This is a genomic window from Methanosarcina sp. KYL-1, from assembly GCF_024372725.1.
In the GTDB taxonomy this organism is placed as follows: Archaea; Halobacteriota; Methanosarcinia; order Methanosarcinales; family Methanosarcinaceae; genus Methanosarcina.
This window is the reverse complement of record NZ_VOUA01000003.1, coordinates 1-14,742: the sequence shown is the minus strand read 5'-3', so window position 1 is coordinate 14,742 and position 14,742 is coordinate 1. Positions and strand designations below refer to the sequence as shown.

Genomic DNA, 14,742 nt, shown 5'->3' with positions numbered 1-14,742 from the left:
TGGGTTCCGAAAGAGCCACGGATCCTGAAAGAGCCCCGGCTCCGTTACCCTGAAGTCCGAAAACGCCGATTTTCATTGTTCCCCTCCGGTAAACTGAGCTTTCAGCTCCCTTCTTTTTCTTTCCATAACCACGCTCATTACCAGCAAAACAAGCCCTCCGACAATGAAAAAGAGCGACCTTGGGAGCAGGTCCCAGAAAAAGTCAAAGTACCTGGCAAAGATCAGGAGTATAAACCAGAACATTGCAGTGTTGATGATGGTGATATTTTCGGTGCCATATCCCGCATACAGCAGGAAGGTCAAAATCCCGAGGAAAATGACGTTAAACACGACCATGTAAATATTTTCCGATGCCGGGATGTATATTGTCGTGAGGGTTATTCCTGCCATCAATAAGGCAATTACGGATACGCTAGCATCCGCCTGGAAGCTTGCGAGCCTTTTCCGGAGTGGTGAGAGCAGGACTGCCAGGAAAAGGATTCCCAGGACAGCATAAATTACGGGAACGATTTTTTCAACTGTGTATTCCCCGAGTTCGAAGGTGTGTATGAACAGTGCAAAGAGTGCAGCCTGCAGCCCCATGAACTTAAACGGCACTTCAGCATGTTTTGTTTTATCTGCAAGCCCGTGCAAAGTCCCGATAAAATAGATTCCGATGCCTGATATGAGGTAGAGGTCCCATATGTTAATCAATTCACTGAAGTCAGCCCTCTCCCCGTACAGCAGGCCGATCCAGAGGTAAAAGAGCAGAGAACAAAGCCCCGCAATCGGGGCAGACCGGTACCCGTAGACCAGGGGAAAAACTCCCAGAATCCAGATCAGGACAAGGGTACTGTTGTTTGCGTTGATGTTGTAGATCTGGGCAATTAAAAAGAGGCTGGCTCCGAAGAATAGGGCTGAGAGGAAGATCAGGGCAGAGCCTGCCCGCGGGTATTTCTGTTTCTCGTATTTCAAACGATAACCCGTATAGTGTATGCCCACAGTACTGCCCACAAGCAGCAGCACTTTTACAGTATTTCCGAGTTTCTCCCAGTTGGAAGCCACAAACAGGATAGCACCAATCCCGATTAAAATCGCCCCGATGGTCGAAAAGGCAACGATTTGCTTTTTTGACCTGCGTTCCTTCCTGTATTCCGTAAGGTCAGTCCGCATTTTTTCTGCCTGAGTACGATCAATGGTGCCTTCATCCAGCCATTTCCGGATCAGGTCTTCATCGAGCATATACGTATAATGGCACATTGATCATCATAAACTTTTAGATACATTATTTAAGGAGCCCTTCTCTTTTTCAATCCCTCCACTCCAATCCCCCAACTTTTTTTAGAATCTCCTCCGAATATCCCGGGATTGCTCCGGGTTTCGAAGCCACGTAAGTCCCGAGCTCGCAGGCAAAACCAGCGGCTTTGAGGATGCTGCTCCCTGAGAGGTAAGCGTAAAGGAAGCCTGCGGAAAAGGCATCTCCGGCTCCGACAGTATCAGCAACTTTTACCGGGGTGGTTTCGATTTCCTCGAATATACATCCGCAGGAATCTTTATGATAAACTGCTGCCCCCTCAGGCCCTTTTGTTATGCAGATTATGGAGATTCCAGGGTATTTTTCCACGAGCAAGCGGCAGAAATCTTCACAGGTGCAGCCCCTTGCTGTCCCGAAAAGCAGTCTGTAAATTATTCCGGCCTCTTCGGAGTTCATTTTTACTATATCGGCACAGGCAAGGGAGGCCGCTATCCACTCTTTTTCGTAAAACCCGGGCCTCAGGTTTACATCGTAGAAAATGTGCCTTGCCCTGAGTACCGAAAGCAGCCCCTGAAGTGTTTTCCTGTTTGCTTCCGAGCGCTGGGCAAGGGTCCCAAAACAGAAAACGCCCCATTCTTCAGCAGTAAGGGCTTCTATTTCCCCGTCTTTCAGCGTAATCGCGTCCCAGGCTACGCCTTCATTGATGATGAAGTGAGGAATTCCTTCTCCTTCAAGCTCAACGGTGACGGTTCCAGTAGGTCTCTGTTCATCGGTCAGGATGTATGAGGTGTCAATTCCCATTTCCTCAGCCTTCAAAAGAAGGTTTTTTCCGAGTTCATCTCTTCCGACTGCGGAAATAACTGCCGGTTTTGATCCCAGTTTTGCAAGGTGGGCGGCAAGGTTAAGGGGAGCGCCGCCCAAATGAGCTGAGCCGTTGATGATGTCGAAGAGGGCTTCCCCGAATGTGAGGATTTTCATACCCTTAACTGGTTTTGCAATTTTATTTCTCTTTTGTACGTTCTGTCGGTTACATTCTATCGGTTACTTTCTGCCAATTAATATGTTCCCGGGAAAGACCCGGGCATCAGTATGTGGCTTCAGTATGTGGCTTCAATTGCAACTTCAATCTATGGCTTCAGGCGTCCTTACGATTTAAGGCAAATACTCCCGCAAACAGCGCCAGAACAGAGAGTAAGGTCCCGGGTCCGGGACTTTCGGGGTTCTGGCCTTCAGCCTCCCCTTCCAGGCCGACGGCATCCTGTCCGGCAGCCGGGAACTGCTGTGCCGGGTCCTCAGGGTTTGCCTCCGGATTTACCTGCTGATTCCGGGTAGTTTGCACTGTGCCCTGCTTTGAAATGGAAATGAACCCTGTATCCGGTGCCCTGTCGTAGATCGTCCTTCCAAACTTGTCGGGGTTGATGTGTATTTCCCCGGTCCCGGTCTTTGTCTCTTCTCCTGCCATCCATTCCCTGCCCATTTCGGTGAGCGGGATCTCAGATTTACTTGGCACGAGAGCTGTTTCAACATAGATATCCATATTTCCTTCGTCTTTCAGGAACTCAAGGGGAATGCTCAGGTACATCCTGTTGCCTTTCATGCTGATCAGGTGCCCGGCTTCCCTTACCCCGTATTTCCCGTCCACGTCCCCGAAGATGTCGGCGTCCAGTTTTCCGTTGTAGAGGGAATACACAAGCATGTATTCGGGAAGATTTGAAGCGTCCCTGGCCGTGTCAAAGAATACGGTGGTGATGGCTCCATCGTCAAGTTCGAGTTCTTTGTAGGTAATTGTCAGCAGCATGATATTGCCGGAGTACCCGATCTCAACCGAGGTAAGGTCGTCCCCGTCATACCCGAAACCTGTGGAGTCCCCGGAAGAGTCCCTGAGCTCAGAGGGGTTTTCGGTATATGCAAAAAGGGGATTCAGCCTCCCTGTCCCGGTATCAAGGGCACCTTCCCCAAAATCCGGGACCCGGTCCATCTTCCCTGAAAGGGCTTCATCAACCGTGAAGGAGTCTGCAACAAGGCTCATTTTCCCGTCGTCAGAGCCGAGCATTTCGAGGGGAATCCTGAAAAAGACCTGGTTTTTCGAAACTGCAAACATGGCATCGTTATAGGGCACGCCCAGGGGAATTCCTCCGGTCTGTGTATAGCCCATTTTCGTCAGTTCCGAGTCCTTGTTTTCCGTTACCAGGCTTGCATCCGTCCCGAGCATGGACCCGATAGTGTAGTCAAGGCGGTAGTCAACCCCAAAAGAAGGAGGGGCCTGCTCCGTATTTGTAAAACCGGTTGCGATATTCTGGTCCGAATCGATGAAGACCCAGCCGTTTAAGTCTTCCCCGTAAAAGTTGCCCCCGGAATTGACATTGTTTTTGTACGTGAGCAGGAGCTCAAAGACCCCGTCGTGCACCCAGGTATCGATCCCCGTGATATCCGACCCCTCAGAGTCCCCTGACCTGTCCTGAAAACTTCCCTCCAGGTCCCCCGACTTTACGGGAATGCTGACCTTTCCGGTTTCCGTGTTCAAAACCCCGTAGTCAGGAGCCCGGTCAAAAAAGAGGGCCTTTACAAGTTCCATGTGGCTTGCAACAAAAATGTCCATATCCCCATCATCGTTCCCGAGCATCCTGAGGGGAATTTCAATATAGAGCTGGTTTCCGGAAATAAAAAGCGTGTCTTCGCTTACCGGATCGTCGTTTAATGTCGCTGTGACGATCGGGTCGGAATAGATTATACTCATCACGTTGAAAGCGTAAACGTAGTCTGCCCCGCTTCCCTCATTGTACCCGGTCTTCGGGTCCCTGTCGGTATCGATAAAGACAGCTCCTGCACAGTCCTCCCCTTCAAGGCTTTCTGCAAAATCGATTTCGACATAAAGATACCCGTTCCTGCTCTCAGAGGCAAGCCCTGTAATGTCAGGATAATCAAAATCTCCTGTCGGGTCCGTTACACCTGCGGCCTGCACCGAGGCTGAGCATTGAATAAAAAACAGAAGTGAAACTATAAAAAGTACATATTTTTTTATCCGGCAAGCCCTCATTAATCCGGCCTCCTCATCCCTTAATTCAGATTTCAAGGTTTATTGCTGTTTATTGATGTCTGTAAAATTTAGCTACCCATACTATTTTCAGTTAATATTTATTCAAGACGCTTTAAAAAAGTACCTGTATTGCCACAATAAGAAAGCTTTTTAACCGGGACAAGGACCGGTACAATAACCAGTACAATAACCAGTACAATAACCGGTACACAGCCGGCACAGTAACAATTACACAGCCAGCACAGTAACTGATATGGGAACTCACTTTCTCCTCCACCAGCAAGGAGAACGTGCCTGAACTCCATTTCCCTTTCACGGCAACCGGTACAAGATGTCATCACCAGAAACCGCCATCATTTTTTTGATAAGAAACTGCTTTATACCTTTCACACCTGAAGACCCTGTAAATTTCCCTAGAAATTATCCTGCAAGACCACCATTAAAAATTATCTGTAAAAAACCGCAAGTAGGGGAGAAACAGCATACAAGAACACAGCAGCTTTTTAGGCACGGAAAAAATTGGAAAACTCCTCTTCAGGCTCTCGGCTCCCTCAATCCTCGGGATGCTCGTCTACGCCCTGTACAATATAGTGGATACGATCTTCGTGGGCAGGGCTCTTGGCGAAGAGAGCGTCCAGGGCATCGGCGGGCTTGTGATTGCGTTTCCAATCCAGATGCTGGCCCTGGGGATCGGAATCGGGATAGGGGTAGGAGGCGCATCCGTAACTTCCAGAGCGCTCGGGGCAAAAGAGCTCAATAAAGCCGAAAAGACCCTCGGGACCGCCTTTTCCCTTGCCATTTTCCTGGGGATCGCCTATGCGGCAGTCGGGCTGTACTTCCTTGACCCGCTGCTGGAACTCTTCGGGGCAACCGGGGGGATCATGCCCTATGCCAGGGACTACCTTGAAGTCACCCTGGCAGGTTCGGTCGTTTTTACCCTCGGGATTGCTGCCGAAGACCTGGTGAGGGCTGAGGGAAACGCCCGCTACGCCATGTTTGGAATGCTGCTCGGCGCCGGTTTGAACATCCTGCTTGACCCGGTCTTCATTTTCGGCTTCGGGATGGGAGTCAGGGGGGCTGCGATTGCGACCGTGATAGCCCAGTTTGTATCCATGGCCTTTCTGCTGCGTTATTTCCTTGCAGGCAAAGGCTCCGTGCCCTTCAAAATCGGGATGCTCAAACCCGACCCCGGCATAAGCAGGGAAATGCTTGCCATCGGGATGAGCCCCCTGGTTATCGAAGCCTCCAACAGCTTCATGATGATTTTCGTAAACAACGCCCTTGGGACCTACGGAGGGGACGTCTCGATTGCAGCTTTCGGCATCATCCAGCGCCTGATCATGTTCATCTTCCTGCCCATGCTGGGAATCTCCTTCGGGCTCCAGCCGATCGTGGGCTACAATTACGGGGCAAAACAGTTTCCAAGGGTGATCGAGTCCGTAAAGGTCGCCCTGAAGGTGAGCACCCTCCTTTCCCTGGCAGGTTTCCTTGTCTTCTTCCTTTTCCCGGCCCCGATCATCCACATCTTCAGCCCCGATGCAGAACTTACAGCCGCAGGCACCTCGGCTATGAGGATTATCGTGCTCGTCCTGCCCTTTATGGGCTTCCAGATTGTAGGGACCACCGTGTTCCAGGCACTCGGAAAAGCCAGGCCCGCTTTCATCCTTTCGCTGGCAAGGCAGCTCCTTTTCCTGCTCCCACTTGTGCTGGTACTGCCGAGGTTTTACGGGCTGGACGGGGTATGGGTTTCGTTTCCGATCTCGGATTTTATGGCGTTCGGGCTGGCGGCGGGGCTGTTGTGGAGGGAGTACAGGAGGTTTGGGCATTTTGAGGAGAAGATGGAAGGTAGGGGAGAAGAAGAGGTGGGTGTTTGGGGGTGAAGAGTGGCCATTGAATCTTGTTTTTTCCTCGGTCAACGAGGCTTCCTGAGCAAACAATGTTTTGCATAACCCCAGACTCTCACCGGCCGCGAAGTCGGCCGGCCTTTCCATAAAAAATCATAAGCCAGAACGCAGAAACCTGGCAAGTCTGCCTTTGTTTTTCAGGTGATAGTAACTCCAATGCAACTCGATTTGAGGACTTTAGCAAAGCCCAAAATTGGAGTAAGGGGCTGGTCATTCAATGCGGAGAAAAGCTTAAAACTTGCCTTTTTTCCTTTCATTCAGCTTTTGAACATTCTTTGTCAAACGGCTCTGGCCTCGCTGGCGCTCGGGACAAGAAAGGTGGGATATGCCATTCCGTTTACTCCGGCCAGGTTCACGCAGCTGCCAAAAACCGCCAAAATATAAAGAAGTAAGATTTAAAAATAACTCCGGCCCCCCACTATTCATTTCATCTAAAAAATTCTATCCTTCTTACGAAACGTATATAGCTTCTATATTTTATATTCCATTTTAGATAAAAATTGAATAATTTAAAAAACCAATCGTGGGAGTGGAAAATATGCTGTTGCTGGACATAACAACATTTGAGCCTGAACAGGGCATGGAGTTGTTTAAACGGTGGGAACTGGTGGAAAGCATGGATTTCCCAAATGGGCTGAAAATCATTAACCAGTGGTTTGATGCCGGAGGGGGGCGTGTCATTACCCTTTATGATGTAGAGACCATTGAAGACTATATGGCTTACAATTTCCCATTTACTGATTTATGCACGGTCGAAGTCTTCCCTGTCATGGAAGCCGGAGAGTATAAAAAATTTGCCGCAGAGCAGATGGAAAAATTGAGCCGTCTGTGTGGGATTCCATAAGATACCGCCGTCGACAAAATTTTAATTTTTTTCACTTTTTTTGGTCCCCGCTAAGTGAAAATCAAATGATCAATCTAAATTTCGGTCCCGCCGCTCTGGATATTTCCTCGCATTAAACCCCACATTTTCAACTTTTGAAACCTCCTATTTGCAAATCCCCTCCACAACTTCAGGATTCCCTGAACGAATTATTCTGTCACAGATATATTCGGTCAATTATTTTGACAAATCCATCAGATCGATTTTCTATATAGAGTGCCCAATAAGTTTATATCATTCAGTTTTAATATAAATACCAGCAAAACTACATCCTCATCCGGAACTGCCAGATGGCGATTCAATACATATGAGGAGATGCCTTATCTGAGGAGATACGGCAGCAGAGTAGTTTGATAGATAGATTCTCTGTTAACACAACGCACGGGGGAAACTGGTTAGCAGGATTTGTAAATTAATTTTCCTGGACTGGATAGTACAGACTTTCCGGAACAAATTCTGTGAAACCGGTTGATTCTCATAGGGGAGGATGAATATGGCTAAAGAATTGTATAAATTACCGCCTTTGAAATTTGGTTATGCCGATTTGCAACCTTATATTTCCGAAGAACAGCTGCGGATACACTACGACAAACACCACCAGGGTTATGTGAATAATACGAATTCACTTTTGCAAATGATGGATAAAGCAAGGAAAGAAAACACGGATTTTGATTATAAAACAGCTGCAAAATCCCTGGCTTTCAACCTGGGGGGGCACGTCCTTCACAGCTATTTCTGGTGGGAGATGACTCCTGCAAGCAATGCGAGCAAAGAGCCTGTAGGCGAATTGGCTGAAATGATCAAAGAAGACTTCGGGTCTTTTGAGAGGTTCAAAAAGGAGTTTTCCCAGATCGCATCAAGTGTGGAAGGCTCCGGCTGGGCAGCATTAACCTTCTGCAACGATACAAAAAGGCTCGGGATCATGCAGGTAGAAAAGCATAACGTAAACCTGGTCCCGGACTTCCCGATCCTCATGGATATAGATGTGTGGGAACACGCTTACTACCTGGACTACAAGAATGAAAGGGGCAAATTCATAGATGCGTTCTGGAATATCCTTGACTGGGAGGAAATCGACAAATACTTCAGGAAGGTTCAAAAATACGGCACTGAATAATTCCGGGCTTGTACCGGGAAACTCCTGTTGAATTGATAATAAGGGAAACGGATAGTCAAGGAGTAAAGCGAAAAGAGAGAGCGAAAAGAAAAACGAAATGAAAAGCAAGAGATCATGTAGTGGCTCTTGCTATTCTTTATCTTTTCTATCCCTGATTACTGCCGATAACGACGGGGATATTCCATTACGGTTGCTATTTTTGTAGTTGTTTTCCAATACCCAGTTGCAACTATGTCCGTATTAGGGGAACGGAATAATTATTGAGCACTCCTCAGTTCCAGGGTTTCTATCTGGCCGTCCAGTTCCACTGTGACCTTTACCGTATCATTTTCGAAAATAGCAGCCCCTCCCGAAGCTTCGTGGTGGATATAAACAGTGTTTGGAGAGGTGCAAATCAAGCCTATCGTGTGTTCGAAGATGGGCTTTTGCTCCTTTATCCAGACAGGGTCTATGATATATTCGAGAATGGGCCTCCGCTCACTTATTAATTTTCTTTTGGCGCCACGCTTGAAGACATATTCTTCCTGATTAAAAGAGTCAACTCTCCCGCCTCCCCAGGAACCTGCATCATAAGAAATGTTAATTCGTTTAGGGGAAGGTAAATCCGAGAGGTTACCTTTGTAAGTTACGAAGAGAATATGTTCAAGTTCCCCGTCATAGTGGGTTTTGCGGTTTGCTGTTATGAATACATGGGTTTCGCTCAATTCGTATCTTGCTTTCCAGTTCTCGCTTTCATCCTCGAATGTATCATCATGGTATGTGATCACCTGTTTCTCCGTAATCAGCTCTTTTCCGGAGCAAACTGAAGAGAGGAACAGCATACAGACCAGAATTGATATCATGAACCCTGATATTTTTTTGTTAACTTTGGACACTTCCTCACCCAGTGTGAAAATTAATGAACTTTACATAAATTTGAGTTATACCCTGAAATATCTTTCCAAAAAGAGAGAAAATTATTAGAACAGCAACGGGTAAGAATGGCAGCAACAGTGCACAAAACCACATTAATCTCTTCAGTTTTTGCTATATCTTTGATTAAATTTCACCCTTAAGCACATCATAAAACCTCTCCTTCGCCTGCCTCTCAACCCACGGCCTGTGCCCGCACTTCTCCAACAAAATAAACCTGAAGTCCTTCAGGACCCGGGAAAGGGGCTCTCTTACCCCTTCAAATGGATGCGGGTCATAGTCCCCGTGGATTGCGACCACAGGGCAACTGATTTTCGTTCCAGGTTCCAGAAGCTTCCCGCTGCTTCTAAGTTCACTGGCTTCTTCCCATACGCCTTTGTGGATATCGTACCGGCATTCCAGAACCTCGTCGGGGTGGGGAAGGGGGTCGTATGAGTCGGCCCTGGAGATCAGCTCCCCGAATCTGGCCAGGGAAGCGTTTTTCTTTTCCGGGGAAAGGCCGTCCAGGATTTCCATCAGGGAAAAGACTTCTTCTTTTTCTGCTTTGCTGAGCCTGCTTATCCGGGTTTGCATGATGTTTGCTGCGTATTTTTCTTCGTAGGGGCCGCTTCCGACGAGGATGAGTTTTTTTACGAATTCGGGGCGCCTGGCTGTGAAAATGTAGCTGAGCATTGCCCCCCAGGAAAAACCGATTAATGTGACTGGGAGGATTCCATGCTCTTCCAAAACAGTTTTCAGTTCCCTGACCTGGCCTTCAAGGGTCGTTTCAGTTTGAAGGGGCTCAAGGACGCCACGGGCATAGCTGGAGGAAACACAAGAATCAATAGAAGAGAGTTCCCTGGCTACGGGAGCCATTTCCCCGGGAGCACCGGGGCCGCCGTGGATGACGGCTATATCGAAGGGAGGGGAGCCGTATTTTCTTAAGTGTTTCATGTTTAAATCCTTTTTACGCTTTCCGGGTTAAAAAAAGATGGGGCCTGAAAACGAAGTCGGGATAGCATACAGACATGCAGGCGGGTAAAGTCCCGTATTTTACCTCAGTCAAACAGGAGCCGGGGTTCTGTCAGTTCGTACAACCCCATGCTCTCGCCGGTCGTGCCTGCACGACCGGCTTTTTCATAAAATTCATGGAAAAAATGCAGAAACTTGCCGGCACAATTTCATTTTTCATAAGAAGACAATAAAATGCAGCCTCAATTTTAGAATTAGACGAAGGTTTTAGACAAAGTTTTAGACGAAGTTTTTTAGAAAAAGTTTTTGGGTAAAGTTTTAGGCAACTTTTTTCAAACCATTTTGCGGGAAAGGGCAAGCTTACTTCACACCGGGGATCACTTCCACATTGATAACTCTTATATACTATCCTGGTATCCTGTATCCATCAGATTAGTTTCATATGCAACCATTTACTGATTCGTTAGCCACTAAAAACGCAAAAGGAATTCGCAATGTCTTTCCAGCAAAAAGAAGATAATTTAAACAGGAGACTGAGTGGAAACTTAAAGGGAGCCATACCCCTTCTGGCCCTCCTGACCGCCTTTCCTGCCCTGTCCACGGACATGATTTTACCCGCCATCCCGTCCCTTGCCGAGAACTGGAACCAGCCCCTCTCGGTTATCAACCTCATCCTTGTCTGCTTTTTTGTCACCTACGGATTTTTCCTGCTCTTCTACGGCCCGATTTCCGACCGCTTCGGCCGCCGCCGTCCCCTCCTCACCGGACTTACGGTTTACGTGCTGGCAAGCCTGCTCTGTGCCTTTGCATCCAGCGCCCCCATGTTGATCGGCTTTCGTATCCTGCAGGCTGCAGGAGCTGCTGCCAGTTCCTCCCTGTCTATGGCAATGACAAAGGACATTTTTTCAGGCCCGGAGCGGGAACGGATCCTGGCCTACATAGCGGTTATCATGGCTCTTGCCCCCATGCTTGCCCCCGTCGTTGGCGGCTGGATCCTTGTGGATTTCTCCTGGCCCTGGATTTTCTTTGTGCAGGCAGTTATGGGAGTAATCGGGATGCTGGGTGTCCTCCGCTTCCCGGAAACATTGAAAGTGATGTCCGATATACCTATTTCCCAGGTAATGGACGCTTACGGCCGGCTGCTGCTCAACCCCTCCTATATTATCATGGTCCTGGTCATGTCAGTCAGCCTTTTTCCCCTGTACAGCTTCATCGCGGGTTCTTCTGCCATTTACGTAAACGAGTTCGGCCTGAATGAACAGAAATACAGTTACTTCTTTGCCTTCAACGCCCTTGCCCTGATGGTCGGCTCCTTCTCCTGCCTCCGCTTGACAAGAAGCATCAACTCCAGGCACCTGATGACCGTCGGTTTTGCAGGCATTTTCCTGGGAGGTGTTTTTCTCCTCATCGCCGGACAGCAAGGCCCCTGGAGCTTTGCTCTCCCTATGTTCCTGATAACTTTTTCGATGGGCCTGAGCCGGCCGCCGAGCAACAACCTTGTGCTTGAGCAGGTCGACAGGGATGCAGGGTCTGCTTCCTCCCTTTTGATTTTCACATATTTCACGCTGGGCGCTGTCGGGATGTGGTTCATTTCCCTGGACTGGGCCGATAAGATTCCGGTTTTGGGAGGAATTGCTCTCGGCTGTGGGACCCTGGTTCTTGGTGCATGGCTTGTTTTGCAGAAGCGGGGCATTTGAACTAAAAGGGACATTGAACTAAGAGAAACATTTTAACTAAGAGGGGAATATTGAGCTGCCTGAACGCCGGTCCAGACGAAGGGCCTGATTTCTGTGTATGCATACACATATGCATACACAAGGTACAAAGGCAATCTTAATACAGGACGACACACACGACCTGTAAAAATGGAATGCGGTTAAAGCCAGGTTACATTGCAGCCCTTGTAGCTGGAGCAGTCCCCACAGGTTTTTACTTCCGTATAGTCTCCGCCTGTGATTTTGAACGTGGATTCCGATATCCTGTACTCGTTTGCGCTGCTGCCGTCATCAACAGTTACGGTATCATCGCCAAAGTGCAACTTAATCGGCACTTTTTCGTAGTCTTCCATTGGGCCCGGTTTCAGCTTCGAGAAAGTGATCTTCGTCTCACCGCTGCTTTTTTTGGCCGTAATGATATCGAAGGTGGCAAGGGAAGCCAATTTGCCGTTCCTGTCAAAGCCAAGGGAGTTTTTATCCGCATCGATGCCTATTGCGCTTGCATCCTACGCATTTATTGAGCCGAGAGGGGTTTTGACGGGAACCGGCTCTTCCGGCTCTACGGATTCTATGCTCCCATCTTCATAAAGCTTGAATCCTGTTCGGACCGGCATTTTACCTGCAGGCGTATCAATCGTAATCCTTTCGCTCAGTCCAAGAGACGTCTCAGGAGTTTTCCGTTTACCTATCGGTTGGATTTTTGGTTCAGCTTTCAGTAAAGACCCCCCGGAAGAAGCTGTTGAACTCAAATCTGTAATAATTATAATTACCTGATTATACAAAAAAGAATCCCGATAATGCTCGATAATGCTCAATAATACTCCAGATTAGTACTCTCCGGGATACAAAACTGAATTAAGCCAGGCTATTTACGAAAAACGCAACGTTTTCGGAAAACGTAAGCTATTGCTGAAAATGGTATAGGGATGATTGGGATTAGACCCTTTTGCTCAGTTTTCTATATGAATCCGCCAGCTTTTCAATCGAGAGCGCACCTCCATGTCCGGGGTAGAAGGTCGCACAGCTTGTTTCGGCCAGTTTTTCCCAGCTTCTAAAAAGCTGTTTTTCGTCGTTTGCAAAGGGGGGAAAAACAGTCTTAGGGAAGTCGTTAAATAGCGTATCTCCCACGACTACCTCTTCATTTCCGAGGACTACGGAGACCGAACCTTCGGTGTGCCCCGGCGTGGGGATGACACGGGCTTTTGTCCCTGGCAGGTAGTACCCAAGGTCATACTCTTTATTAATTACAATGTCAGGTTTTACAGGTACGTACTTTGCTCTGAAAGCAAACAGGCTGTTTGCCAGCCCTGAAATGATTCTGGAAAACCACATGGTGCCTTTAGGAAACGGAGTATAGCCCTTTTCCAAGCAGCCTGCCTCTGCTTCATGCACCAGGACCTTTGCCCCGCTGCGCTCCTTGATTTCGGCAAGGCACCCTGCGTGGTCATAGTGGGTGTGGGTAAGGATGACCAGGCCGAGGTCAGGAAAATCCAGGCCGTTTTCCCGGAGAGCGGATTCGAGCTTGTTGATTTTACCGGGGCAACCGGTATCTACCAGAACTGCGGAACCACCGGCCGTAAGGAGGTAAGCATTGGAGTGGCCCATGGGGACGGCAGTCAGTGAATAAGATTTTTTTGATATCATGGTTCCGAATTCCTGAAATGTTTTAGATTCCCAATAAGTTCCAAATGAGTTCCAAATGAGTTCCAAATGAGTTCCAAATGAGTTCCAGATGAGTTCCAAATGAGTTCCAAATGAGTTCCAAATGAGTTCCAAATGAGTTCCAGATTCCTGAAAAGCTCTAAATAAGTTCCAGGTTCTCTAAAGTTCTAAATTCCTGAAAGAAATTCTACGCAACAAAATCTGCGGGCTCAATTTTTAATAGAATTTCGATCTTTAAACGCCTATTTAATATCCTTTTACTTATTTTAAAACCCTTGCGGCGAACCAGAGGTGGAAAACATCCAGGTAGTTCCCGGATACATCCAGATACTTCCCGGATGTCAGGGTATGGTGGTCAGATATGAAGGTCTTGCATTTACAGATGACCCTACAGATGACCTACCTCAAAGATAAATTTACTGAGAAAGAGATATTCCAATAAATAAATATAGTAGTACCGTGCCAAATGCTAAACTAACTAAACTTCAGGGGTAGTTGGCGCAAAATGGATGGTTTTAGCTTTTTTATCTATGCATTCCTCTCGATCTTTGTGATCGTGAGTCCTTTAAGCGGAGTCGTGACTTTCATCTCGCTGACAAGCAACATGACCCTGCATGAAAAAAACGAAATCGCAAAGAAAGCCGTTATCCTGGCCTGCATAATAGCCGTCTTTTTTGCGGTCCTGGGAAACAAGCTCCTCGGCGTTTTCGGCATCAATGTTGACTCCCTGCGGATTGCAGGAGGCATCCTGCTCTTTACCATTGCATTCGATATGATGCACGCAAAGATCTCGGCAGAGAGCATCACGGAAGAAGAAATCAACCGTTCGCAGGAAAGAGAGGACATCTGGATCTTTCCAATCGCACTTCCGCTCCTGACCGGCCCCGGTACCATCAGTGCAGTAATCGTCCTTATGGGAACTGCCCCGGGATTTCAGGAAAAAATCATGATTTTAGCTGCAATCGTGCTTACTTTTGCAATCTCCCTGTTAATGTTCCTCTTCTCAAGGAGGATCCACAGGTTCATAGGGTACAATGGCATGCTGGTCTTCACGAGGCTCATGGGGCTTTTCCTTGCAGCCCTTGCAGTGGACCTGGTCGCAACTGGAATAAAAAATATTTTTCCAATGCTCGGAAAACTTGTTTAAGCAGGATTTCACAGAGCCGGGGTTTTACAAAGCCGGGATTTCCAGAACCTGAGTTCCAGAACCTGAGTTCCAGAACCTGAGTTCCAGAACCTGAGTTCCAGAACCTGAGTTCCAGAACCTGAGTTCCAGAACCTGAGTTCCAGAACCTGAGTTCCAGAACCTGAGTTCCAGAACCTGAGT

At 47.9% G+C, this 14,742-nt stretch carries 13 protein-coding genes; 5 read left to right on the top strand and 8 right to left on the bottom strand.

What is annotated here, in order from left to right; translation table 11 throughout:
• Nucleotides 1-72 precede the first annotated feature (72 nt).
• From FTO70_RS03615 to FTO70_RS03605, 3 genes are all read right to left on the bottom strand, one after another.
• Nucleotides 73-1,221 carry a DUF2157 domain-containing protein gene (locus FTO70_RS03615; protein WP_255334343.1) on the bottom strand — a complete coding sequence of 383 codons (1,149 nt, stop codon included), beginning with the start codon at nt 1,219-1,221 and terminating at the stop codon, nt 73-75.
• Between the two features lie 67 nt (nt 1,222-1,288).
• Nucleotides 1,289-2,212 carry a carbohydrate kinase gene (locus FTO70_RS03610; protein ID WP_255334342.1) on the bottom strand — a complete coding sequence of 308 codons (924 nt, stop codon included), beginning with the start codon at nt 2,210-2,212 and terminating at the stop codon, nt 1,289-1,291.
• 157 nt (nt 2,213-2,369) lie between these two features.
• Nucleotides 2,370-4,196 (bottom strand): hypothetical protein, encoded by a 1,827-nt coding sequence (locus tag FTO70_RS03605; protein ID WP_255334341.1) that lies wholly within the window; start codon nt 4,194-4,196, stop codon nt 2,370-2,372.
• 557 nt (nt 4,197-4,753) lie between these two features.
• Between FTO70_RS03605 and FTO70_RS03600 the strand changes: the two genes are divergently transcribed.
• The 3 genes from FTO70_RS03600 (at nt 4,754) to FTO70_RS03590 (ending at nt 8,175) form a co-directional block, all read left to right on the top strand.
• The gene (locus FTO70_RS03600; RefSeq protein WP_369694332.1) at nt 4,754-6,151 is read left to right on the top strand and encodes an MATE family efflux transporter; all 1,398 of its coding nucleotides are present in this window, start codon (nt 4,754-4,756) and stop codon (nt 6,149-6,151) included.
• 562 nt (nt 6,152-6,713) lie between these two features.
• Nucleotides 6,714-7,019, top strand: a complete 306-nt coding sequence (locus FTO70_RS03595) for a DUF3303 domain-containing protein (protein ID WP_255334562.1) — start codon at nt 6,714-6,716, stop codon at nt 7,017-7,019.
• Nucleotides 7,020-7,551: 532 nt separating this feature from the next.
• Nucleotides 7,552-8,175 (top strand): superoxide dismutase, encoded by a 624-nt coding sequence (locus tag FTO70_RS03590; RefSeq protein ID WP_255334340.1) that lies wholly within the window; start codon nt 7,552-7,554, stop codon nt 8,173-8,175.
• Nucleotides 8,176-8,432: 257 nt separating this feature from the next.
• Here FTO70_RS03590 and FTO70_RS03585 read toward each other — a convergent pair whose 3' ends face one another.
• On the bottom strand, nt 8,433-9,017 hold the full coding sequence (locus tag FTO70_RS03585; protein ID WP_255334339.1) for a hypothetical protein: 585 nt from the start codon (nt 9,015-9,017) through the stop codon (nt 8,433-8,435).
• A 196-nt stretch (nt 9,018-9,213) separates the two neighbouring features.
• Entirely contained in the window at nt 9,214-10,020 is an 807-nt protein-coding gene (locus FTO70_RS03580) for an alpha/beta fold hydrolase (protein WP_255334338.1), read from the bottom strand.
• Between the two features lie 512 nt (nt 10,021-10,532).
• Between FTO70_RS03580 and FTO70_RS03575 the strand changes: the two genes are divergently transcribed.
• Entirely contained in the window at nt 10,533-11,735 is a 1,203-nt protein-coding gene (locus tag FTO70_RS03575; RefSeq protein WP_255334337.1) for a multidrug effflux MFS transporter, read from the top strand.
• Between the two features lie 179 nt (nt 11,736-11,914).
• On the opposite strand, the gene FTO70_RS03570 is transcribed toward FTO70_RS03575, so the two are convergent.
• The 3 genes from FTO70_RS03570 to FTO70_RS03560 all read right to left on the bottom strand — a co-directional run bounded on the left by FTO70_RS03570 (nt 11,915) and on the right by FTO70_RS03560 (nt 13,397).
• Nucleotides 11,915-12,196 carry a hypothetical protein gene (locus FTO70_RS03570; protein ID WP_255334336.1) on the bottom strand — a complete coding sequence of 94 codons (282 nt, stop codon included), beginning with the start codon at nt 12,194-12,196 and terminating at the stop codon, nt 11,915-11,917.
• A 63-nt stretch (nt 12,197-12,259) separates the two neighbouring features.
• Nucleotides 12,260-12,568 (bottom strand): hypothetical protein, encoded by a 309-nt coding sequence (locus FTO70_RS03565; protein WP_255334335.1) that lies wholly within the window; start codon nt 12,566-12,568, stop codon nt 12,260-12,262.
• 121 nt (nt 12,569-12,689) lie between these two features.
• Nucleotides 12,690-13,397: an MBL fold metallo-hydrolase gene (locus tag FTO70_RS03560; protein ID WP_255334334.1), complete on the bottom strand. Its 708-nt coding sequence runs from the start codon at nt 13,395-13,397 to the stop codon at nt 12,690-12,692.
• A 523-nt stretch (nt 13,398-13,920) separates the two neighbouring features.
• On the opposite strand from FTO70_RS03560, the gene FTO70_RS03555 reads away from it, so the two are divergent.
• Nucleotides 13,921-14,562 (top strand): MarC family protein, encoded by a 642-nt coding sequence (locus FTO70_RS03555; RefSeq protein WP_255334333.1) that lies wholly within the window; start codon nt 13,921-13,923, stop codon nt 14,560-14,562.
• Nucleotides 14,563-14,742: the final 180 nt, after the last annotated feature.

Excerpts from the sequence above, each read along its gene's own strand:
- FTO70_RS03595 (WP_255334562.1), top strand. The coding sequence starts at position 6,714 with ATGCTGTTGCTGGACATAACAACATTTGAGCCTGAACAGGGCATGGAG.
- FTO70_RS03555 (WP_255334333.1), top strand. The coding sequence starts at position 13,921 with ATGGATGGTTTTAGCTTTTTTATCTATGCATTCCTCTCGATCTTTGTG.
- FTO70_RS03610 (WP_255334342.1), bottom strand. The coding sequence starts at position 2,212 with ATGAAAATCCTCACATTCGGGGAAGCCCTCTTCGACATCATCAACGGC.
- FTO70_RS03580 (WP_255334338.1), bottom strand. The coding sequence starts at position 10,020 with ATGAAACACTTAAGAAAATACGGCTCCCCTCCCTTCGATATAGCCGTC.
- FTO70_RS03560 (WP_255334334.1), bottom strand. The coding sequence starts at position 13,397 with ATGATATCAAAAAAATCTTATTCACTGACTGCCGTCCCCATGGGCCAC.
- FTO70_RS03575 (WP_255334337.1), top strand. The coding sequence starts at position 10,533 with ATGTCTTTCCAGCAAAAAGAAGATAATTTAAACAGGAGACTGAGTGGA.
- FTO70_RS03590 (WP_255334340.1), top strand. The coding sequence starts at position 7,552 with ATGGCTAAAGAATTGTATAAATTACCGCCTTTGAAATTTGGTTATGCC.
- FTO70_RS03615 (WP_255334343.1), bottom strand. The coding sequence starts at position 1,221 with ATGCTCGATGAAGACCTGATCCGGAAATGGCTGGATGAAGGCACCATT.
- FTO70_RS03585 (WP_255334339.1), bottom strand. The coding sequence starts at position 9,017 with ATGATATCAATTCTGGTCTGTATGCTGTTCCTCTCTTCAGTTTGCTCC.